This is a genomic window from Duncaniella sp. C9 (genome assembly GCF_004803935.1).
In the GTDB taxonomy this organism is placed as follows: domain Bacteria; phylum Bacteroidota; class Bacteroidia; order Bacteroidales; family Muribaculaceae; genus Duncaniella; species Duncaniella muris.
Genome location: NZ_CP039547.1, coordinates 3,124,501 through 3,146,576, shown reverse-complemented (window position 1 = coordinate 3,146,576; position 22,076 = coordinate 3,124,501). Strand labels below are relative to the sequence as shown.

The window sequence follows — 22,076 nt, the reverse complement described above, 5'->3', positions numbered from 1 at the left end:
ACTCCAATGAATCACCATATAGATATTTCAGGAGACATTGACCGTCTTCTTGACTCAGGGCGCATCAACGACGCTCTCGATCTCATCGACAACGCAGCCTCGTCGCTCGGAGCCATCGCCGAGATCCGCTCGGCCACAGCCCGTCTGCGCGAAAGCTACAGGCTGATGACCCACTACGCCCTTCAGGGGCTTCCCGATCCGGCCCGTCCGCAGCTTTTCGCCGAGCTTTGCGGCTCGGTGCGCTCGCTTGCCGACGATCTTCACCGCCGTTCGCGCATAGCCGATGCCCCGACGCTATATTTCAACACCCTGCGCTTTCAGCTCAGCAGCCGCGACCTGACAGTGGCCGCACTCATCGGCGAATATCACCGCGTCAACCGCCGCCTGCAGATGGCAGTGCTGACCGAAGATGCCGAAAAGGCAGGCCGCGAACTGACCGCCAGGGCCGAGTCGCTGGAGAAAGATATCTTCAACTTCATCTGGACCACCTCGCCACTGTCGGTCGACGATGCCGCCGCCATAGGCAATGTCATGGCCGACCCCTCGCTGCCGCGCCATTTCAAACTGCTCTGCATCGGGGCTGTCATGATGGGCGAGCTTGAATATCACGACGAACGCCGCCTGCGTATGCTGATGGATGCCTATACTGTTGACGATGCCGAAATTTCAGTCCGCGCTCTCTGCTCTCTGCTGATAGTCATGTCGATGCGCCGCGACCGTCCGTTCTCACCCTCGCTCTTGCGCCGCTTCGACTCTCTGCGCGAGGATCCGCGCTGGCGCTCTGACGTGCGCATGGCTTTCATGCAGTTTATCCGCGCGCGTGACACCGAGCGCATAGGCCGAAAACTCACCGACGAGGTGATTCCCGAAATGATGAAACTGCGTCCTGAGATCGAGAAACTCGGCCGCAAGCCGCTCGATCCTGAGGCTATGGAAGAAAACCCCGAATGGGCCGAACTGCTTGACAAATCCGGAATTTCCGACAAACTGAAGGAGCTTCAGGAGATCCAGGAAGACGGCGGCGATGTCATGATGGTGACCTTCAGCAAACTTAAGACATTCCCGTTTTTCAACGACATATCAAACTGGTTTCTGCCCTTCCACTCGTCTCACTCCTCGATAGCCGGAAGCGGCGACACCTCAGTGCGCCTCCTCGGCGAGATCATGGATGCCGCGCCGATGTTCTGCGACGGCGATAAATTTTCGATCATCCTCTCGCTCTCACAGGTGCCCGCATCGCAGAGAGAGATGATGGCCTCGCAGCTCAAGGCCCACTCGGCCCAGATGGCGGCCATGAGTTTCGGCGATCTGCCCCAGGCCGGCAAAGACCGCGAGCGCATTGCCGGGCGCTATGTCCAGGATATCTACCGCTTTTTCCGCCTCTTCCGCCGCAAGGGTGAGTTCCGCGACCCCTTTGCCGTGGCCTCGTCGCTCAACCTTGTCACCCTGCCGCAGCTCTCGGAGGTGTTTGACGATGCCGACACCCTACGCCTTGTCGGAGAATTCTATTTCAGACACGGCCACTATGCCGATGCCTTTGACCTCTTCGACCGCCTCTCGTTCAAAATGCCACCTTCCGCCGAACTCTTCCAGAAGATGGGCTACTGTATGCAGATGACCGGCAATCTCGCCGAGGCCATACGCTATTATGAACAGAGCGAGTTGCTCAACTCGCAGAGCGAATGGACCGTCAAGCGTCTCGCCTTCTGCCACCGTCAGAACGGCGACTGGGAAAAAGCTCTCTCTTATTATATCCGTGTGGCCTCAGCGCGCCCCGACGACTCCGCCCTGGCTCTCAACATGGGCCGCTGCCACATGCTCTGCGGACGCTATGAAGAGGCCCTGAAATTCTTCTATAAAGTCGAATTTCTCGCCGGAGAGTCTGACCGCTCCTCGCGCCCAATAGTCCGCTGCTCACTGCTCTCAGGCGATCTCGAACGCGCGCGCCGTTATTCCGCCATGATCCTCTCCCGCGATCCCTCTGCCTCCGACTTCCTTGCCGCCGGCCATCTCGAAGTGCTGAGCGGAAGCCTCGACAAAGCCGTGGAGCGCTATGCCTCCTCAATTGCCGCGCGCAACTTCGACCGCGATGACTTCATGCGCGACTTCAACGCCGACCGCCACCTGTTCAGCTCGTTTCCCGCGCCTGACTCTCTGACCCTCGGCCTGCTGCTCGACGAAGCCTTCCGCCGCTCCTCCGAACTCGGCCAGAGCCTCTGATCAGCTCCTCTCAGATATCCACACCAACCGCACAGAATCTTTACCCCTCCTCCGATCCCCACATGTCACAGACCCAGAATCCATTTTTCTCGGAATTTACCTCCACTCCATACGGCACCGCACCCTTTGACCGCATCTCGGTCACCGACTACGAACCCGCCATCGACCGTGGCATCCGTCTCGGCCTTGAGGCGGTCGATGCCATTGTTGCCAACCCCGAACCTCCGACGTTTGAAAACACCATCGTGGCGCTTGAACATGCCGACCGTGATCTCAACCGCGTGCTTATGGTCTTCGACCCGCTGCTCTCGGCCATGACCGACGATGCCATGATGGAACTCTCGCTCAAGATCACACCCCGCCTTTCTGACTATTCCACATCAATCTCGCTCAACCGCAGACTCTGGGAGCGCGTAAAAGCCGTCTATGACAAGCGCGATTCACTTGGCCTCGACACCGAAGACTCCATGCTCCTGCGCCGCACCTACGAGTCGTTTGTGCGCAGCGGCGCTCTGCTCGAAGGCGATGACCGCGAGACCTACTCATGGCTCTCAAGCCGTCTGAGCGAACTGACCACTCTTTTCGGGCAGAATGTGCTCAAAGAGCTCAACACCTACGAGATCTGGCTCACGACCGATGACCTTTCCGGACTCCCCGAAAGCTCCGTCGAAGCCGCAGCTCTTGCCGCCAAGGAGAAAGGCCGCGAGGGGGAATATCTCTTCACTCTCGCACAGCCCGTCTACATGGCTTTCATGAAATACAGTGACCGCCGCGATCTGCGCGAAAAGATGTATCGCCTCTACTCCGGACGCAACGTCAGCGGCGACCTCAACAACCTCCCCGTCATGAAAGAGATAGCCGAGACCCGTATGCACCTCGCATGGCTTCTCGGCTACGAGACCTTTGCCCACTACCGCCTGGAGAAATCTATGGCGAAGACCCCTGAAAAGGTCTATGAGCTGCTCGATTCGCTGCGCGATGCCTATCGCCCCGCAATGGAAGCCGAGCTCCGCGAACTTTCGGCTTATGCCTCGCAGACTGAAGGCCGGGAGATAGAGCTGTGCCCCTGGGACTACAGCTACTATGCCAACAAACTGAAAAACGCGCGTTATGCCTATGATGAAGAGGCCCTGCGACCCTATTTCGAACTCGGCAACGTCATTGACGGAGTTTTCGGACTCGCCACCCGTCTCTACGGTGTCACATTCAGGGAAAACAATGAAATCCCGGTCTATCATCCCGATGTAAGGGCCTATGAGGTCATTGACCGTGACGGTTCCTTCCTCGGAATCATCTACACCGACTTCTTCCCGCGCGACAGCAAGCGCCCCGGTGCGTGGATGACTGAATTCCGCAGCGAGGAGATCACTCCTGAAGGTGAGCACATCCGCCCTCACGTCACCATAGTGATGAACTTCACAAAGCCTACCGCCACCCGGCCCTCACTTCTTGCGCCCTATGAGGTCGAGACCTTCCTCCATGAGTTCGGCCACGCGCTCCACGGCCTCTTCGCCGCCACAAAATATGCCTCGCTTTCAGGCACCAACGTGTTGCGCGACTTTGTGGAACTCCCCTCGCAGTTCAATGAAAACTATCTGACTGAAAAAGACTTTCTCGATGGATTCGCCCGCCACTATCAGACCGGCGAACCGATTCCCGCAGAACTCGTAGACCGCATAGTCGCAGTCTCGCGCTTCGGTGCGGCCTATGCCTGCCTGCGTCAGCTCAATTTCGGACTGATTGACATGGCCTGGCACAGCATCACCTCGCCGGTCGACGATCCGGAGGCATTCGAATGTGAGGCCGGAGCGCCGGTCGCAATGTTCGCCCACATTCCCGGATCCGTCATCGGATCTACCTTCTCCCACATCTTTGCCGGCGGATATGCCGCAGGCTACTACAGCTATAAATGGGCCGAAGTGCTCGATGCCGACGCTTTTGCAAAATTCAAGGAAAACGGTATTTTTGACCGTGCCACGGCAGAATCATTTCGCACCTGCATTCTAATGCGCGGAGGCACCGAAGACCCCGATGAACTCTATCGCCGTTTCCGCGGCCAGGATCCATCCATCACAGCCCTTCTTGCCCGCGACGGCATCACCGAATAGCTCCTGACAGCGAAGCCTCCGCATTATCGCACTCTTTTCGGGGGTGGCGTGGTGTATATTTGCAAAAATAAGTAACTCTGAAAAATTAATTTATACTATGTGCGGGATTTATTCAGAGGCAGAATCGAGGGCTGAAGAGGGAGTTTATAGACATAAACGACCGATGAAGAACTTGATTCTGACCGGAATAAAACCGCAGAGAGTATAAAAGATCCCCCATACGAGATACTTATGTACATTATATCGGTTAATTTTGAAGAGTTACTTAATAAATTTTTTTGCTCTATGAAACCCACCACCTCCCAGGACCTCCCGGTCTCGAAAAAATTTTATACCCGTCTGAGTGACAACATCCGCTCGGCCATCGAGTGCGTCAGCTGGACCGGGCGTACAGCCTCATATTACGAAACTATGGAGGCCATCAACATCTATCTGATCCACCGTATTGAACCTGCAGGCGACATCTCGACAGACTCCCTGCTGATCTTCTACCTTCTGCGTCCCGACATAGACAAAGCCGTAGAGCGCTCCCGCAAGGCGCGCGAAAGCGCGGCCCGACGGCGCCGGGCTAAGGAATCAGTTTCTGGTGAAAAGGATAATGATCTGTCAGACAGCCAATCACATCCCGACCATGCGGGCGAACGAAGCCGGCACCGGAGTGGAGAAGTTCATGTCCTTCCGGGTCATCGGATGGATAAAACGAAGCGTCTGAGCATGAAGTGCCATACGGTGAATGGGCGAACTTTTCGCCCCGTAGCGGCGATCGCCGGCAATGGGGTGACCAAGATCTTTCATATGGACACGGATCTGGTTTTTGCGTCCGGTGTCCAGAGAGACCTCCATCAGCGAATACCCGTTGCGCGAGCGCAGGGTCCGGTAACGCGTAACGGCTAACTGACCCTCCTCAGGCTTATCGGTGGAATAGACTTCAAAACGCGAATTTTCAGCAAGATAGCTGCGCACTTCCCCCTCTTCGGATTCCGGACGTCCCTCCACAACCGCAAGATACTTGCGGGCAATCACCATATTGTTCCAGTTGTGCTGGAGCTTGTCTTTGGCCTCCTGGCTCTTGGCGAAGACCATCAGTCCGGATGTGTCTCGGTCGAGACGGTGGACAATGAAGAGTTTGTTGCGCGGGTCCTGCCACTTCAGATATTCGCGCAGTATGCTGTAGGCCGTTCCTTCTTTTATCTTGTCAGTGCCCATTGACAGCAGCCCGTAGCCCTTGTTGACCACTATGATGTCATCGTCTTCATAGACAAGCTTAAGACGGCGGTTGTAGAACACACGGAACTCGCGGGTGAGATTGGCTTTCACCTCGTCGCCGGCCTTCAGCGCCATGTCAAACTGGGTGGTCGGAATGCCGTTGACTGCTATCTGGTTGTGGCTCAAAAGATTCTTGATCGCTGTGCGTTTGCGCTGAGGCATCGCGCCGATCAGAAATTCAAGAAGTGCGGCCTCCTCGGCCACCTGATAGGTTTCGATTACATCGGGCTTGAACTTGTTGCGTTCGGCGCCCGGCTTGGTTGAATATGTTCTTTTGGCCATTGATTGGGTAATGTGTCTGATGCTGAAAGGGGGTAGGGGAGAGCTATTGATTATTTCTTGCGTCGCACAGTGCGCTTGGGCGCCTTCTCCTGGTCTGCCATGATAGCCTTGACCTCATCGAGAGTAAGAGCTGCCGGATCGGTCACACTTTTCGGAATCTTATAGTTGGTCTTGTTGTGGGCTATGTAGACACCGTAGCGGCCGTTGAGTATCTGTATCTCCGGTTCCTCGGCGAACGTCTTGACAACCTTGTTGCTGTCAGCCTCGCGCTTGGCGCGGATCAGCTCGGTGGCTTCTTCAAGGGTAATCGAAGTCGGTGAAAGGTCCTTGGGGATGCTGACAAACTTGCCGTCGTGGCGTATGTAGGGCCCGAAACGGCCTATTGCGGCAACCACTGTCTTGCCTTCTATCTCGCCAACAGTGCGTGGCAGGTCGAAGAGTTTCAGAGCTTCCTCAAGAGTGATGTCAAAAACGCTCTGGTCTTTGCGCAGAGACGCGAAACGCGGCTTTTCCTTGGAATCGGCTGACCCGATCTGCACCACAGGCCCGAAACGGCCTATCTTGACCGAAACAGGTTCGCCGGTGGCCGGATCGGTGCCTAACTGGCGTTCGCCCACCTTATGCTCGGTGCGCATTTCGTTGGCCTTCTCCACTTCCGGATGGAAGAGTCCGTAGAAACGGGCTATCTCCTTGTTCCAGTCACTTTCGCCTTCGGCTATGCGGTCGAATTTCTGCTCCATGTCGGCTGTGAAGTCATAGTCGAGAATGTCAGGGAAATTGGCCGTGAGGAACTCATTGACAATAATGCCGGTGTCGGTCGGGATGAGCTTCCCTTTTTCTGCACCTACGCTTTCGGTCTTTGTGGCCGAGCTTAGTTTGCCATCGGCTTTAAGTGTCAGAACCTTGAACGGACGCTTCTCGCCGGCTTTCTCCCCTTTGACTATGTATTCGCGGTGCTGGATGGTCGAGATGGTCGGAGCGTAGGTCGACGGGCGGCCTATGCCGAGCTCTTCCATCTTCTTGACGAGCGATGATTCGGTATAGCGCGGAGGCGCGAGAGTGAAACGCTCCGTGGCGCTGATGTTTTCGGCTGTAAGCTGTTCGCCGGGATTGACCTGCGGCAACATGTCGTCACCTTCGGGACTCTGGCTGTCATCATCATCGTTGCCTTCGAGATAGACTTTCAGGAAACCGTCAAACTTGATGACCTCACCGCTTGAAGTGAAATGCTCCTGACGGCCTGAGGGACTGATGTCGATAGTGGTCTTCTCCAGTTCGGCATCTGCCATCTGTGAAGCCATTGTGCGCAGGCGGATCAGACGGTAAAGCCGCTTTTCCTGCGAGGTGCCTTCCACCGTCTCCTTGTCGATATAGGTCGGGCGGATGGCCTCGTGAGCTTCCTGCGCGCCTTTAGAGTTGGTGTGATAGCGGCGCACCTTCAGATATTTATCGCCGAGTTCTTCGGTGATGAGTTTCGATATGGTTGCCACAGCAAGCTTCGAGAGGTTGAGCGAGTCGGTACGCATATAAGTGATGTGACCTGCTTCGTAGAGCTTCTGGGCCACCATCATGGTCTGTGACACAGTGAATCCGAGCTTGCGGCCAGCTTCCTGCTGGAGGGTCGAGGTGGTGAAGGGGGGCGCCGGCGACTTTTTGAGAGGCTTGACGCTGATGTCGGAAACCGTAAACACTGCCTTCTTGCAGGCTTCGAGGAATTCACGCGCGCTTTCCTCATCAGGAAGACGCTTTGACAGTTCCGCCCTCAGCTGGGCACCGCCGGGAATGGTGAAAAGCGCTGTCACTCGGTAGTAAGGCTCCGACTTGAAGGAATTGATCTCGTTCTCGCGGTCAACTATCAGACGAACGGCCACTGACTGCACACGGCCGGCCGAGAGCGCCGGCTTGATCTTCTTCCAGAGCACAGGCGACAGCTCGAAGCCCACCAGACGGTCGAGCACCCGTCGGGCCTGCTGGGCATCGACAAGATGCAGGTCGATGTCACGCGGATTCTCGATCGCTTCAAGAATAGCGTTCTTGGTGATCTCGTGAAAGACTATCCGCTTGGTGTTTTCCGGCTTCAGTCCGAGCACCTCGTAGAGATGCCATGCTATGGCTTCTCCCTCGCGGTCCTCATCAGATGCGAGCCAGACTGTCTCAGCCTCCTTGGCGGCTTTCTTTAGCTCGGTGACAAGATTTTTCTTGTCGGCCGGAATTTCATAGACTGGCTGGAAGTCGGAATCAACCTTGATGCTGATATCTTTCTTGCGGAGGTCACGGATATGACCGTAGCTCGACATGACCTTATAGTCCTTGCCGAGGAATTTCTCAATGGTCTTGGCTTTGGCCGGAGACTCTACTATGACGAGGTTTTTCAACATATTATAGTATAACGCTATGGGTGGTGCGCCTTGACTGACACTCTGCCCCACCGATTCGGGTGGCCTGGATGATGGCCGGATTCAGAGCGCAAAGGTAGGAAAAATATAAACAGATTCTTAAAATTAGGTTAATCCTTTAACAATTTCTCACATTTAGAGATTGTAGCAAACTGTTTTGCAAGGATTTTCAACTTGCCGGGAAGCCGCTTAGAGTTTTTTTAACCTCTTATTTTCCTTCGGGCCTGAGAAGCTCTATGAGCCGGGTCACTCCCTGAGTGGCGGTCGCAGGGATCACTGTGACATTGTCAGGAACTGCCGCCGGACGCGGGTCTATGTAATAGACCGGAACTCCCGGCCTGACGTAGTGAAGCAGACTCGCCGCCGGATAGACCGCGAGCGAAGTGCCTATCACCGCGAATATGTTGGCCTCGCGCGTCCATTCTATAGCCCGCTCGATGTTGGGCACAGCCTCCTGAAAGAAGACTATGTGGGGTCTCACCGGATCTCCGTAGCTGTCGCGCGTATCCGGACTGGTCTCAAGATGCTTTTCATCGAGCGTGTAGATGCGGGTGTCATCACGCATGGACCTCACCTTCATCAGCTCGCCGTGGAGATGCAGAATCTTCGAACTCCCGGCCTTCTCGTGGAGATCGTCGACGTTCTGTGTGATCACATACACGTCATACCATTTCTCCAGCTCCACAAGCCCCCGGTGGGCGGCGTTGGGCAGGCACTTCACCAGCCCCTTGCGCCGTTCGTTGTAAAACTGGTGGACAAGCGCAGGATTGCGCGCGAAGCCATCCGCGCTACACACATCCATCACGGGATAGTTCTCCCACAGACCTCCCGCATCGCGGAACGTCGAGACTCCGGATTCGGCCGAAATACCGGCTCCGGACGAGATTACAAGTTTCGGTTTCACTGTCAGGCTATATTTTTTGATCAGGTTCTGTTTTTTTGATTATCTATGGAGAGGGAGCCGTCAGACTTTTCTGACACCGGCATATTCTAATCTAACGCTTCGACTTGAAAAAAGTGCGCATCAGCTCCGCACATTCATCTCCGAGCACCCCGGATGTCACCGTGGCCCGCGGATGGAAAGGCGATCTCGACGTGAACGACCGGTAGCCCCGCTTCTCATCCGCCGCCCCGTAGACCACACGGCCTATCTGCGCCCATCCTATGGTGCCCGCACACATCAGGCAAGGCTCCACTGTGACATAGAGCGTACAGTTCTGAAGATACTTCCCGCCAAGCATCTGCGCCGCAGCGGTTATGGCCTGCATCTCCGCGTGGGCCGACACATCGGCCAAAGCCTCCGTCAGATTGTGGCCACGGCCTATGACCATGCCCCGCGGCGACACAATCACCGCACCTATCGGCACTTCGTCTCGCTCCATAGCCTCCCGCGCCTCGGCCAGAGCCATGCGCATGAACTTCTCGTCGCTTTCCTCTTGAGTCATAAATCCAAATCTTGATTGTCGGAATGCAATTGTCAATGCAAATATAAACTTAAAAATCGAATGGACAAAACCTGAATTGCCTTTGCCCGCCTACGGAGCAATCCCCGGTCTCAGCCATGTGAAACCGGGGATTGCTCTGGTGTAGTCGGTCCGTTGATAGTGCGCGGACTCTCTTAATCGGCCTTATTGGGGATTCTGTACAGTGATATCCGCAGACGGTGATAAAGGCCGACGAGGCGGGGGATGAAAAAAGCCCGCTTGGTGAAGCGGGCTTGGTGTGACTCCTACAGGATTCAAACCTGTAACCTTCTGATCCGTAGTCAGATGCTCTATTCAGTTGAGCTAAGGAGCCGTTGTGTTGTCGTTTTTGACTCTGCAAAGTTAGAAATAATTATTCAATTGTGCAAAAAAAATATCATTTTTTGGCAATTTTTATATCAGGGGTTGCTTATAAGGGCTTTTTGATGTAATTTTGGATTGAAATAAAGCAGTCAAATATAATCACACACGCGCTAATGTTATGAAAAAAATCTTTACCGCCGCCGTCATCGCTGTCGCAGCTCTGTTATTCCCGACAGCTGTAAAGTCACAACTGATTGTCTATGGTAAGCCCGATAAATTTTTCGAGACCCAGGTCCACTTGCTGGCAGGTGGCAGCTACGTGACGGAAAACTATAAGAGCTGTTTCCCGGCTGTTTCTGATGTCAACAATTCGATGGGTTTCGCCTGGGGTGTGGGCTTCAGAGCCAAGTTCAATCTGACTTCTTTCGTCGGGCTCGGCACTGAGCTGAACTATCTGCGCAATTCGGGCAAACTGGATCTGGCGGTGACCCAGGAGGGTGAGGCCAATGTGTCAAATGTATTCATCAAGAATAATTACCGTACGTTCAACGTGCCTATTTTCGCGTCATTCACTTTCAATCTGGCTCCGAGAGTAAAATGGAATGCCGACGGCGGTATATTCATGAGTTTCGGCATAGGAGGTAAGCAGAAGGCTACGATATATAATGCCAAGGTCAATGAGCTTGGCCAGCTCGTGACAAACATATCGCACCCAACGGCTGATTACTATAAGAGTGACCGCGGATTTATCAATTCATACCGCGATTTCGACATGGGATTGCATCTCGGCACGGGCCTTACATTCATGAATAAGATCTCGCTCGGAGTGAGATGCCAGTTCGGTTTCCGGAATGTGGCTATGGGCACAAGTGCCGCGATAAAGACTCCGAATTCTCATAATGTCAATGTGATGGCTACCGCAGGCTATATTTTCTGATATTCCTGATCCGATCTCAGATCAGGTCGCGGAAGATGTCAAAGGCGGCCAGAATTTCGTCAGCGGATGCGGTGCGGTCGATCAGCGGCTGTCCGGGAGCTGAGAGGAGGGTAAAGTTGATCTGCGAGGGAGTGTCGTTTTTCTTGTCGTGGCGCATATATTCGAGAAGAGCCTGATAATCGTTGCATGAAACGTCTGGCGATCCGTAGCCCTGGTCCTTCAGATAGGCGGCATAGCGGTAAAGTTCGGCCGAGGGGAAGGCTTCGAGCGAGTGCGAGATGATCATTTCCACCAGTATGCCGAATGCGACTGCATAGCCGTGGGGCATGGGTCGACCTTTGTGCATGGCAAGCGCCTCGAAAGCATGGCCGGCTGTGTGGCCGAGGTTCAAGGCACGGCGTATGCCTTTTTCGCAGGGGTCTTCCTCGACTATGCACTCTTTGACACGCACGCTTCTTTCGAGCAAGGGAAGCAGACGGCTAAGATCGGCATCAAGAATGTCGAAATCAAGCAGCGCGGCATAGTCGGCGGCTGACGAAAGGAGACCGTGTTTCAGCATCTCGGCATAGCCTGAGAGCAGTTCGGTTTTCGGAAGAGATGCAAACAGGATTGTCGAGATGACCACTGCTTCTGCAGGGGCAAAGGCTCCGATCTCGTTTTTGAGTCCCTCGAAGTTTATGCCGGTCTTTCCGCCTACAGCCGCATCGACAGCCGAAAGCAGAGTGGTCGGTACATTGATGAAGCGCACTCCTCGCTTGAAGGTGGCTGCTGCAAATCCGCCCATATCGGTTACAACGCCGCCACCTATATTAATTACGAGTGATTTCCGTGTGGCTCCCTGGTTGATCAGGCTACTCCAGATGTGGCTCAGAGAATCGATGTTCTTATGGTCGTCGCCCGCAGGGACGGTGATTACCGGATAGTCGAGTCTGAGTTTCGGGAGCACTGCATCCGCGACGTTGGTGTCGGTTATTATGTGGACGCTTGCGGGTGTGAGTTCGTTGACGAAAGTTTTTATAGCTTGGGCTACTTCATTTGTGTAAACTATTTTCTGCATTTGGAAGGCGTGGGTGTAAGAGACGGGGTTAATGAGATTCAGGTGGCTCTTGGATGGTGCTTAATAGTCGCTGGTGATAGTCAGCAGCGAGAGGAGCAAGGACGGAAGCATGTGGGCGAATTCAGGCATTGAGCTGAACACTACTGCGGCTCCTGCTTCTTCCATAGCCTCGCGGGGAATAGGGCCGGTGGTCACTCCGACTGTAAAGGCTCCGGCACGGTCGCCGGCTTCGACACCGAGGGGGGCGTTTTCAACCACGATCGACTGCGAGGGGCTTACTCTTGCAAGCTGCATGGCTTTGATGAAGGGTTCGGGGTGAGGCTTCCCGTGGGTGACGTTGCGGGCGGTGATGCGTTTGTTATCGTCAAACATTCCGGGGAAGTCGCGCGAGATGTTGTCAAGCACCGACTGCTGTCCGGAACCTGTGACAAGCACGCGCTGCATTCCCACTTCGCGGAAAACGGAGAGCATGTCAAGCGCGCCTTCCATAGGAAGTACCGGCGGCAGTTCACGGAAGTATTCGGTTTTGCGCTGATAGAGCGATGTTTTTTCTTCATCTGTGGCATCGCGCCCGAACTGGCGCTGGAACAGGGCGTTGATTGTCGATGCTCCGGTGCGGCCTTCATAGAGATAGAATTCATCGCGTGTGCACTCGACTCCGAGCTCGGTCATGAGCCGGTGCCATGCACGGGTGTGGTTTTTCATCGAGTCATAGAGGGTTCCATCCATGTCGATGAGGGCCGCGCGCGGGGTGACGCGTTCGTAGTGATGGCGCTTGAGAAAGCGGAGTATTTCAGGGGCAAAGGGAAGCGGAGGCTGTGTCATTTGCGTTTCTTTTTCTGTTTGGCAGACTGGAGCGGTGTGGCGGTGACGGTGTCAGGGGCCGGGATCAGTCCTTCTTTGATGAAATATAGCGAATCGGCGTGAGAGATTGTGTCGGTAGCCGGATAACTGTCAGCCGGACTGACGGCGGGATTGCGGGAGAAGTCGAGACTGTTGATTCCGGCTGTCCTTACACCTCGGCGGAATATGTTGCCAATCTCGCGCACGAGGTTGATGCGGGTGGTGTCAGCAATCGCAACGGTGCGCGGGATGTTCTTTTCGTTGAACTTTGCGCGGCCAAGTCGTATCTTCATGTTGTCTACATCGCCTTTGATGTTGATGCCGAACTTGAACGGCAGGGGCGATTTGAGCACGGCCACATGATAGTTGAGGTTCATGGCCATGTCATTCGAGCCCATTACGCCGAGCTTGTAGCGGTCGAGATTGAAGATGAAGGGGAAGAGTTCGAGCTGCGAGTTGTTGACTATCATCTCGACGTTCATGCTGTCAATGACGTTTTTCTCTTTGTGCTTGAACAGTAGCCATTTGCCTATTGTACGGAATGTTTCCTGGTCAATCAGCACAAGGCTGTCGCCTGAGAGCTTGACGGCAGCTTTCAGAGTGGGTATGTCAATGTTCATGTCTGAATCCAGCCCGGTGGTAGCGGCGATATCGGCGTTGATGATGCCGCTGATGTCGGAGAGGAGCGGCATGATGGTGTCAAGCGACGGAACGAGGTCGAGGAATTGGGCTATGTGGAAATCATTGACTCTGAGCCCGAAGGCAAACGTGGCGTCATGTTTTGTCGGCGCACTGTAGAGGGCGTTCAGATCGAGCGATCCGACATCAGATCGAGCCGTCATCTGCTCAAGATTTATTGCACCCTTGTAGACGTTGAGCTTTCCGTTGAAATCGTGGAAAACCATGTTGGAGTATAATATGTCAGCGGCATTGACTTTTAGAGTTCCCTCGATGTTCGCCGGAACTACGAGCAGGGCCGAGGTGTCTGCTCCGGCCTGGACTGAAGCTGCAAGCACTGCCTCATTGTCGGTGTCAGGCGCGACGAAAGTTCCGGCAGAGTCTTTTTCGGCGAATGCTGCGCCTGAAAAAGCGGCTGCGGCGAGTTGGTTGATGTCAAGAGTGTCGCCTGAGAGCGTGAAGTCGAGTTTCAGAGGCTGCGAGTGGGTTCTTGATGTCAGGGCCTTGGTGATGTTGCTGATAGATCCGTTGATTGTCAGACCGCTGTTGCCTGACCGCAGGCGGGTGTCGGAGATGGTGACAGAGTCAGAAGTGAAGCGCATGTTGAGATCTGTCAGGCTGTTGCGCAGCGGGAAGTATGGTGTGAAGACTGCCACACGCTTGGCGCGCAGTATGCCTTTCGCATCCCAGTGGCGCATGAGGCGGCGCATGGAGTTGTCGACCGAGATGTCAATCACCTCTCCGTTGGACACAGCGGCGCTGTCGGCGTTCAGGCGGTTGTTTCTACGGGTCTGTCTGATCGAAGCCGCGAGGCTGCGCAGGGAATCCTGAGAAAGTTCGGGATGGGCCACAGCGAGAGAGTCGAGCAGACGGCTGTTGCGGTTGCGGGAAACCGCCGGGAGTGAGTCGGGATGAACGGTGACGTAGAGCAAGGCCTTGTGGAGCATGGCGCGGTTGACGCGGTCGCCGTAGAAGGCGCCTTCGGTGGCTACGTCCAGATGGAGTTGCGGTTTTTTTGCATCGCCTTTGTAGCGGCGGAGTGTGGCCCCGACGGTGGCCTTGCGCAGCCGCACCCGCAGTGAGTCTTCCAGCGATCTGAAGTAGAGTTTTTCAGCCACTATGCGGGCGCCGAGGGGATTGATCATTGTAGTGTCGGCCGACGAGGCTGTGTTGCGGCTCCCGACACCCATTTTCAGTCCGTTGCCTATGAGGGTCATTCCGGTGACATCGGCTGCTATGGTGTCGATTTTCAAAGATGCCGTCAACATCGAGTCGACAGCCACGTCTCCGCGGGTGAAAGAGGAGTTGGTGCCGAGTTTCAGTTCCACGGTGCGGGTATAGAGGTCAGCGGGGAGTTCAGGCATCGAGGCGCGGAAGTCGCGCAGAGTTGCATCGCCGGTCAGGCGTATGAGGTGGAATTTCTCTTTTGTCAGATAGCTTTTGCGCAGTGCGAAACGGCTGTCGGCACGCAGGTTGCCCGACAGTTCGCAAGGCAGTTTCTTAAGCATGGCGGAGGGGAGACGGTCAATGTCTATGCCGCCTCGGAATGTTCCTTCAGCCGAGGGGTCGGAGATCAGATTGGCGAAGTCGGCAATCAGTTCGAAGCCTACTCCGTCGCCTATAGCCGAGAGTTTCTTGAGGCTTACGGTCGAGCGGTCGAGATCACGGCCGTCAATGTCGGCCTCGGCCGAGAATGAGAAGCTTTTGAGATTCAGACGCTCGTAGCGCGCACGGCATTCTGGAATCTCGACAGAGAGATGGCAGGATGGTATCGAATCAACAGTCGGAGCGTAGGGGGCGGTGAGCTGCAGAGCGAAGCTGATTCCGAGGTCGGTCTTGATCTTTGACAGTTCACCGGCATAGGCGGCTGGGACGAGTGCCGCCAGGTCGTTGTAGGGAGTCAGCGGCAGCTTGAAATCCAAGGTGCTGACCCGCAGAGTATCGGCAAAATCAATATCGGCAGAGAGCGAGGCATTGACCTTGCCGGCCCGCAGCGCGAAATCATCGAGAGTCACCTGATAGGGGTTGTGGCGGTTCCAGCCTATGTTTCCGCCCATGCCGAAACTGAAATTTTCGAGAAACAAAGCGGGCATATTCAGATCGGTCAGGCCCTGAAGGTCGAGTCTGTAGACCGGCGCATGGCTGCCGCTGAGGCCGGCAGTGGTGAGGCAGAGCATCGCGTCGATCGAGTCAGGCACTGAGAGATAGCGCACCGGCATGGAGTCGCGGATCTCGAAGGTGCCGAATGAGATGTCCGGGACCAGCAGCGGTCCGGAGTCTTTTTCGGACTCTTCGGATGCCGGAAAGATGTCGAGGTTAGACAGATCCGGGGTGAGCTGTACGATGTTGATGCGTGGGTTTTCAAATATGATGTCATAGAACGCCAGCGCTCCTACCGAAAGTTTCGGAATGTTTATTGCAGCGTTGAAATGGCGCAGCGACAGAAGCGAGTCGGCATAGGCAGGAAGCGAGTCGGCCTGTGAGGCAGGAAGCGAGTCGAAGGTCTTGCTTCTGACCGAAAGGTTGCGCACGTCGAGTTCGAGCCGCGGGAATGTGCTCCAGAATGACAGTTCCATGCGCCCGATGCTGACATCGGCGTCAAGATATTCGTTGGCATATTTCTCGATGAGCGGTGTCAGCCGTTCCGGTTTGAGATATGAGACGGCTATGGTGATCACAATGATTACCACCACAAGTAGTCCGAGAATGGTGAAGAGCAGAGTACGCAACACCTTTTTCCAAATGGACTTTTTAGTCTTTTCCTCTTTGCCCTCAGGGGGGGCGGGCTTCTGCTGCTGATCGCTCATGAGAATGAGTTTTTAGTGGTTTATTCCTCAGGTTTGCGGGCTGTGATGTGGAAGCATGGCTGCCCTACTTCATATTTCACCCAGATCTTGCCTTCGTCACGCATTGAGCGCAGCACTTCAGAGAGCACACCTTTGAGATCGTCGGTGCTGCGGGCTTCGCCGGCAGAGTTGGCTATGAACGAGGCGTAGGATATGTCGAATGTCGTGCCCAGCTGGTGGACCGACGAGTCGATGGCATTGCGGTTGCGGCGGCGCAGGCGCTTGACGGTGCGTGGGGTGCGCAGGATGCTTGTCACCTTTATGCGGTAATCGCCTCCGCCCCTTGCCTCAAGGCTGTCACGGAAGCGGCGCCCGATTTCACGGAGGCGTCCGGCGGCTGCCGGCACAAGGTAGGGACGCGAGAATATCAGGGTGTCGACATAGTAGTCAGTGCAGGTTGTGACCTTGACTATCGGTGAGCGCAGCTGCCAGTGTGAGCGGGTATCGGTCAGAGGCTCCAGTCCATACTGCTCGGCCTCGGCCCAATGGATGTAGTTGCTGTCGTTGAAATTCTGTTTGAGACTGCCGAAATAGTTTACTTTGAGCCGCCCGTTTGGATCGGGCATCTCCGGCAGATGGCCTGTGTAGGGGCTTACGGTGTCTACCTCAAGGTCGTAGACCGACGTGAAGCGCGACACTTTCACTTCGGGCACCACTACCGAGCCGTCGCTCTCGCCGTGATTTGTCGGGGTGCACATCACCACACACAGACTGATGAACAGCATCAGAGGAAGCAGGAGTCTGAGGGTCTTGACAAGGCTGAAACGGCGTCTGGGTTTGCGCCGGCTGACGTGCTGGTCCATCGTGAGGTGCGGGTGCGGGTTGCTGCGGTTAGAAAATCAGTCATTATCAAGGACAATGCCGGCGAATTCGAGGGCTTCGCGACGTTCCACACAGGTGCCGCACTTGCCGCAGTGGTGTTCGCCGCCTTTGTAGCAGGAATATGTGTGCGAATAGTCGACGCCTAAGTTTTTGCCTCGTAAAGCGATTTCTCCTTTTGTCATATCAGTATAAGGCGCAAGGAGTTCAAGATGTTCATATGTGCCGTCGGAAATCGCGGCACCCATCGAACGGACAAATTCCGGACGGCAGTCGGGATAGATGGCATGGTCACCGGAATGGTTGGCGATCATGACTTTTTTGAGCTCCATGCTTTCGGCAAGCCCTGCTGCCACGGCGAGCATGATGCCGTTGCGGAAAGGCACCACGGTGGAACGCATGTTGTCATCGGCATAGTGGCCCTCTGGAATCTCGTCGGCTCCGGAGAGAAGCGAGCTCTTGAAGTAACGGCCCATGAATTCAAGATCAATCTCGATCCAGCGGATGCCGAGCCGCTCGCAGTTCCAGCGCGCACATTCGGCTTCGCGGCGATTGTGGTTTGAGCCGTACTGGAAGGTGACGGCTGCTGCTATAGTGTCGGCGTAGTCCCAGAGCATGGTAGTGGAGTCCATGCCGCCTGAGAGCACCAGGAGTGTATCTTTTGCCATATTTATAATATTATAATGATGTCAGTCGGTGAAATCTGTCTCAGAGATCCGAGGGAAATGAGTCGAGCATACGGCGGCGGGCCATTTCCTGATGCTCGCTGTCGCCGTGGTTGGCGAATGGGAGTATGGCTATTCCGCCACGCGGGGTGAAGATGCCTTTGACTTCGATGTAGCGCGGGTCCATGAGGGCTATGAGGTCTTTCATGATGATGTTGACGCAGTCTTCATGGAAATCTCCGTGGTTGCGGAAGCTGAAGAGGTAGAGTTTCAGACTCTTGCTTTCGACCATCTTCTCGCGCGGGATGTAGGAGATGATTATCTTCGCAAAGTCCGGCTGGCCTGTCTTGGGGCAGAGCGAGGTGAACTCCGGGCAGGTGAAGGTCACGAGATATTCGTTGTCGGGGTGCTTGTTGACAAATGTCTCCAGCACTTCAGGCGCATATTGTGTCGGGTATTTGACTCCGGTGTTGCCGAGCAGCGACACGCCGTCAAGTTCTTGTTCTGATCGCATACTTTAGAAATTGTAATAGTGTTACATTCAAATTGCAAATGTAACACTTTTTCGCAAGAGCAGCAAACCCGATCTGTGGGTTATGGCGCACCATCCGCCACGGCAGCACAGCCACCGTCCCCAGCAGCGTTGAAAGACTCGATGACACAGCCATCAGATCCGACATGGCCAACAATAAGATTAAATTCAAAAAATCGACATGCAAAACCTTTCACTTTTTCATCTTTTTGATGGGATTGATAACAGATTTAATGCTGTAAACTTTATAATTAACAAACTTTCACATTAAACAAACCCTATGCTACGCTAAAAAATATTACTTTTGTGACCGAATTGAAACATCTGTGTAAAAATTTTTTAATTCGCACAGTTGTATCTCATACAGGAGACTGGCGCGTAGCCACCCTCGCCCCCAACATAAAATTCCATTTTATTTCAAGTTTTCAATAATGACATTACGACATCATTAGAAGTTCCCCGCTTCCCGACAAAGCTCTCTCTTAACAACCCCAACCGGGAAGCACCCCGCAGAAAAGGGACTTTTCCGCACCGCTGTTTAAAATTATCATCATTTTATACTTTAACTAATTTCGTATTACTTAACTATTAGGTATGAAAAAGCTGTTTCTACTACTGACGGCCCTCGTCGTGGCTGTCGGAACGCTTGCGGCTCAGAACCGCACAGTTTCCGGCACCGTGATAAGCGCCGCTGACGGTGAGCCGTTGATCGGAGCCACTGTCATGGGTGTGGGTACCAAGATCGGTACCGCTACTGACATCGACGGAAAGTTCACTCTGAGCCTTCCCGAATCAGTGACCAAAATTCAGGTTTCTTACATCAGCATGAAGACTGTCGAGGTGGCTATCACTCCCGGTCAGATGATGATCTCGATGGAGAATGCCAACACTCTTGACGAAGTGGTCGTTACCGGTTACGGTGTTCAGCGCAAGGCTGCCTTTACAGGTGCCGCCTCTGTGCTCGACGGTGAGGTCATCGACAAGAAGTCTGATGTGAACTTCGTGAAGGCTCTCGAAGGCTCGGTCACCGGTTTCCAGTACAACAACTCTACTTCTTCGCCCGGTACATTCGGTTCGGTCTACGTCCGTGGCCGCGGTTCGCTTTCTTCAAGCTCGCAGCCTCTGTATGTGATCGACGGTGTGCCTGTCAATTCTGATGCCGATGGTATCAGCAGCGAGTCAAACAACTTCTTTGACCCGATGGCTGCCTACAATCCCAACGATATCGAGAGTGTGACTGTGCTCAAGGACGCTGCAGCAACCGCTATCTACGGTTCACGCGCAGCCAACGGTGTGATCGTCATCACTACCAAGAAGGGTGGCGAGGGCAAGTTCAACCTCAACATCGACATCAAGCAGGGTCTGACCAAGATGGGCAACCATAACATGGATTATGCCAATGCCGCAGAAACTATTGACTGGTTCACCAAGGGCTACATGGCTTTGAGAGGCGGTACGTATGACGAATGGTATGACAAGCTTGTCGGCGTTCTCGGTTGGGACGGCAAGACTGACACAGACTGGATCGACGCTGTGACCCGCACCGGTTATTTCCAGGAATACAACATCAGCTTCAACGGCACAAGCGGCAATACAAACTACTATGCCTCTATCGGCTATGTAGATTCAGAAGGTATTGTGATCAACTCAGGCAACACCCGCTATTCAGGCCGTGTGAACATCGATACCAAGTATAAATATTTCTCTGCAGGTGTCAATGCCTCTCTTTCATGGAGCAAAAACAACAACTTCAGCCAGTCGACAACTGGCGCAATGTCGAACCCTCTGACCGGAGCGGTCTCTTCATGGCTCCCGACTGATCCCATCTACAATGAAGACGGTTCATATTACGGTGTTTCAGGCTACAACCCTGTGGCTGTCAATGACGAAAAACTCGGTAACCTCTATGAGGTGACAAACCAGACCATCAATGCCAATCCCTGGCTTCGCATCGACCTGCCATTCGGCATCTGGGCCAAGACAAATCTTGGTGTCAACCTCGTTGACCAGACCGACTATGACTACTGGAGTGCCGTCTACAACCCGCAGGGTATGAAATATAACGGTCTCGGCCAGCAGTATAAGCAGCGTATCAGCACTATTACCTGGACCAACACTTTCGGCTGGACCAAGACTTTCGACAAGCATGACATCAACCTCCTTCTCGGTCAGGAATGCCAGCGCTACGACTACCACGAAGATTTCTATTCACGCACTGACTTCCCATTCGCTGACTCAGGCATGCGCGATCTGACAACCGCAGCCACAGACAACGGTAGCGCATATTACCGCAGCGAATCGCGTCTTGCATCATACTTCATGGATGCCCACTATTCATATGACGACCGCTACTACCTGTCGGCTTCTTTCCGCCGCGACGGTTCATCGGTGTTCGGCGCTGACAACCGCTGGGGTAACTTCTGGTCAGTCGGCGGCAAGTGGCGTCTCTCGCAGGAATCATTCGCAAAAGATCTCTCCTGGCTCAGCAATGCCGCGCTCCGTATCTCTTACGGTACTGTTGGCAACCAGTCTCTGCCTAACCTCTATGCTGCCCGCGGATACTATTCAGCCGGAGCTAACTACAATCAGGTTCCCGGTATGATTCCCGCTCAGATCTCAAATCCGGATCTTACATGGGAAACTTCCCGCAAGTTTGACGTTGGCTTTGATCTTTCGCTCTTCAACCGCGTGAACTTCACTTTTGACTACTACAACGATGAGACTTCCGATGCTCTCTACAAGGTGCCTCTGTCAATGACCACCGGTATGAATTCATATTATAAGAACATCGGCAAGATGCGCAACCGTGGTGTTGAATTCGGTGTCAATGGTGTGGCCTACACAAGCCGTGATCTGACTGTCAGCCTCTTCGCCAACCTCACCTGGAATGAGAACAAGATCCTCAAGCTTGCCGACGGATCTGTGGAATACACCTATCAGATTCTTGAAGAAGGCCGTCCCTTCACTCAGTTCTACACTCAGGAGTATGCAGGCGTAGACCGCGAGACCGGTAAGGCTCTTTATTACCGTTATGCCAAAGGCACAAAAGACGAGAACGGCAACGATCTCAGCAATGTGCTTACCGATGACTACAATGCAGCTGAAAAACGCTATGTAGGTTCAGCAGCTCCCAAGGTGTTCGGTGCATTCGGTCTCAATGCCCGCGGTTATGGATTTGACCTCTCCATGCAGTTCAACTACCGCCTCGGCAGCAAGGTGATCGACACCGGCCATGACTTCACCGGCTGGAACATGAGCACCTACCGCACACCGCTGAAGGAAATGATCAAAAATTCATGGACTCCTGAGAATCCTGATGCCAAGTATCCGCAGTACATCATCAGCGACCCCAACCAGATTTCTACCGACAACTATTCGTCACGCTGGATCATGAGCGGAAACTATCTCCGTCTTAGCAACATCACATTCGGCTACACTATCCCTGCTTCGATCACCCGCAAGGCTCTTATCTCTAAGTGCCGTATCTACACCAGTTTCGACAATGTGCACACCTGGACTGCATCTGATTTCATCGGCTACAACCCTGAAACCTATGCCAACGGTGAGATCGCATGGCAGTATCCCGCAGCGTTTACCTTCACCGGCGGCATCCAGCTGACATTCTAAAATTATCTTCTAT

Annotated in this window: 14 protein-coding genes and 1 tRNA gene; 4 read left to right on the top strand and 11 right to left on the bottom strand. The window is 54.2% G+C overall.

Annotated features, from left to right (window positions below; genetic code table 11):
• Nucleotides 1-6: 6 nt before the first annotated feature.
• Both E7745_RS13340 and E7745_RS13335 read left to right on the top strand, forming a co-directional pair.
• On the top strand, nucleotides 7-2,220 hold the full coding sequence (locus tag E7745_RS13340) for a lipopolysaccharide assembly protein LapB (protein ID WP_168182143.1): 2,214 nt from the start codon (nucleotides 7-9) through the stop codon (nucleotides 2,218-2,220).
• Nucleotides 2,221-2,282: 62 nt separating this feature from the next.
• The gene (locus E7745_RS13335; RefSeq protein ID WP_136409026.1) at nucleotides 2,283-4,328 is read left to right on the top strand and encodes a M3 family metallopeptidase; all 2,046 of its coding nucleotides are present in this window, start codon (nucleotides 2,283-2,285) and stop codon (nucleotides 4,326-4,328) included.
• Nucleotides 4,329-4,946: 618 nt separating this feature from the next.
• On the opposite strand, the gene E7745_RS13330 is transcribed toward E7745_RS13335, so the two are convergent.
• The 5 genes from E7745_RS13330 to E7745_RS13310 form a co-directional block, all read right to left on the bottom strand.
• Nucleotides 4,947-5,876, bottom strand: a complete 930-nt coding sequence (locus E7745_RS13330) for an RluA family pseudouridine synthase (protein WP_107031266.1) — start codon at nucleotides 5,874-5,876, stop codon at nucleotides 4,947-4,949.
• A gap of 50 nt (nucleotides 5,877-5,926) precedes the next feature.
• Entirely contained in the window at nucleotides 5,927-8,254 is a 2,328-nt protein-coding gene (gene topA, locus E7745_RS13325) for a type I DNA topoisomerase (RefSeq protein WP_123398534.1), read from the bottom strand.
• 226 nt (nucleotides 8,255-8,480) lie between these two features.
• Nucleotides 8,481-9,176 carry a Sir2 family NAD-dependent protein deacetylase gene (locus E7745_RS13320; protein WP_123398533.1) on the bottom strand — a complete coding sequence of 232 codons (696 nt, stop codon included), beginning with the start codon at nucleotides 9,174-9,176 and terminating at the stop codon, nucleotides 8,481-8,483.
• Nucleotides 9,177-9,267: 91 nt separating this feature from the next.
• Nucleotides 9,268-9,717: a nucleoside deaminase gene (locus E7745_RS13315; RefSeq protein WP_107031269.1), complete on the bottom strand. Its 450-nt coding sequence runs from the start codon at nucleotides 9,715-9,717 to the stop codon at nucleotides 9,268-9,270.
• A 278-nt stretch (nucleotides 9,718-9,995) separates the two neighbouring features.
• Nucleotides 9,996-10,069: transfer RNA gene (locus E7745_RS13310), tRNA-Arg, on the bottom strand.
• Nucleotides 10,070-10,237: 168 nt separating this feature from the next.
• Here E7745_RS13310 and E7745_RS13305 point away from each other — a divergent pair.
• Entirely contained in the window at nucleotides 10,238-10,996 is a 759-nt protein-coding gene (locus E7745_RS13305) for an outer membrane beta-barrel protein (RefSeq protein WP_107031270.1), read from the top strand.
• 16 nt (nucleotides 10,997-11,012) lie between these two features.
• On the opposite strand, the gene E7745_RS13300 is transcribed toward E7745_RS13305, so the two are convergent.
• Genes E7745_RS13300 through queF form a run of 6 tightly spaced genes read right to left on the bottom strand, consistent with a single transcriptional unit; the run spans nucleotide 11,013 to nucleotide 18,418 of the window.
• Nucleotides 11,013-12,053, bottom strand: coding sequence for a 3-dehydroquinate synthase family protein (locus E7745_RS13300; protein ID WP_136409025.1), 1,041 nt, complete (start codon nucleotides 12,051-12,053; stop codon nucleotides 11,013-11,015).
• A gap of 60 nt (nucleotides 12,054-12,113) precedes the next feature.
• Nucleotides 12,114-12,878 (bottom strand): HAD family phosphatase, encoded by a 765-nt coding sequence (locus E7745_RS13295; RefSeq protein ID WP_136409024.1) that lies wholly within the window; start codon nucleotides 12,876-12,878, stop codon nucleotides 12,114-12,116.
• Nucleotides 12,875-16,381: a hypothetical protein gene (locus tag E7745_RS13290; protein WP_136409023.1), complete on the bottom strand. Its 3,507-nt coding sequence runs from the start codon at nucleotides 16,379-16,381 to the stop codon at nucleotides 12,875-12,877. The genes E7745_RS13295 and E7745_RS13290 overlap by 4 nt, the downstream gene beginning before the upstream one ends.
• A gap of 20 nt (nucleotides 16,382-16,401) precedes the next feature.
• Nucleotides 16,402-17,223 (bottom strand): DUF5715 family protein, encoded by an 822-nt coding sequence (locus tag E7745_RS13285; RefSeq protein ID WP_136409022.1) that lies wholly within the window; start codon nucleotides 17,221-17,223, stop codon nucleotides 16,402-16,404.
• Nucleotides 17,224-17,259: 36 nt separating this feature from the next.
• A complete protein-coding gene (gene queC, locus E7745_RS13280) occupies nucleotides 17,260-17,907 on the bottom strand; it encodes a 7-cyano-7-deazaguanine synthase QueC (RefSeq protein WP_107031275.1) in 648 nt (215 codons plus the stop codon).
• 40 nt (nucleotides 17,908-17,947) lie between these two features.
• On the bottom strand, nucleotides 17,948-18,418 hold the full coding sequence (gene queF, locus E7745_RS13275) for a preQ(1) synthase (protein WP_136409021.1): 471 nt from the start codon (nucleotides 18,416-18,418) through the stop codon (nucleotides 17,948-17,950).
• A 612-nt stretch (nucleotides 18,419-19,030) separates the two neighbouring features.
• Between queF and E7745_RS13270 the strand changes: the two genes are divergently transcribed.
• The gene (locus tag E7745_RS13270) at nucleotides 19,031-22,063 is read left to right on the top strand and encodes a TonB-dependent receptor (protein ID WP_136409020.1); all 3,033 of its coding nucleotides are present in this window, start codon (nucleotides 19,031-19,033) and stop codon (nucleotides 22,061-22,063) included.
• Nucleotides 22,064-22,076: the final 13 nt, after the last annotated feature.

Coding starts and splice junctions, on each gene's coding strand:
- topA (WP_123398534.1), bottom strand. CDS start 8,254: ATGTTGAAAAACCTCGTCATAGTAGAGTCTCCGGCCAAAGCCAAGACC.
- E7745_RS13335 (WP_136409026.1), top strand. CDS start 2,283: ATGTCACAGACCCAGAATCCATTTTTCTCGGAATTTACCTCCACTCCA.
- queF (WP_136409021.1), bottom strand. CDS start 18,418: ATGCGATCAGAACAAGAACTTGACGGCGTGTCGCTGCTCGGCAACACC.
- E7745_RS13290 (WP_136409023.1), bottom strand. CDS start 16,381: ATGAGCGATCAGCAGCAGAAGCCCGCCCCCCCTGAGGGCAAAGAGGAA.
- E7745_RS13270 (WP_136409020.1), top strand. CDS start 19,031: ATGAAAAAGCTGTTTCTACTACTGACGGCCCTCGTCGTGGCTGTCGGA.
- E7745_RS13340 (WP_168182143.1), top strand. CDS start 7: ATGAATCACCATATAGATATTTCAGGAGACATTGACCGTCTTCTTGAC.
- E7745_RS13300 (WP_136409025.1), bottom strand. CDS start 12,053: ATGCAGAAAATAGTTTACACAAATGAAGTAGCCCAAGCTATAAAAACT.
- E7745_RS13305 (WP_107031270.1), top strand. CDS start 10,238: ATGAAAAAAATCTTTACCGCCGCCGTCATCGCTGTCGCAGCTCTGTTA.
- E7745_RS13315 (WP_107031269.1), bottom strand. CDS start 9,717: ATGACTCAAGAGGAAAGCGACGAGAAGTTCATGCGCATGGCTCTGGCC.
- E7745_RS13330 (WP_107031266.1), bottom strand. CDS start 5,876: ATGGCCAAAAGAACATATTCAACCAAGCCGGGCGCCGAACGCAACAAG.
- E7745_RS13295 (WP_136409024.1), bottom strand. CDS start 12,878: ATGACACAGCCTCCGCTTCCCTTTGCCCCTGAAATACTCCGCTTTCTC.
- queC (WP_107031275.1), bottom strand. CDS start 17,907: ATGGCAAAAGATACACTCCTGGTGCTCTCAGGCGGCATGGACTCCACT.
- E7745_RS13285 (WP_136409022.1), bottom strand. CDS start 17,223: ATGGACCAGCACGTCAGCCGGCGCAAACCCAGACGCCGTTTCAGCCTT.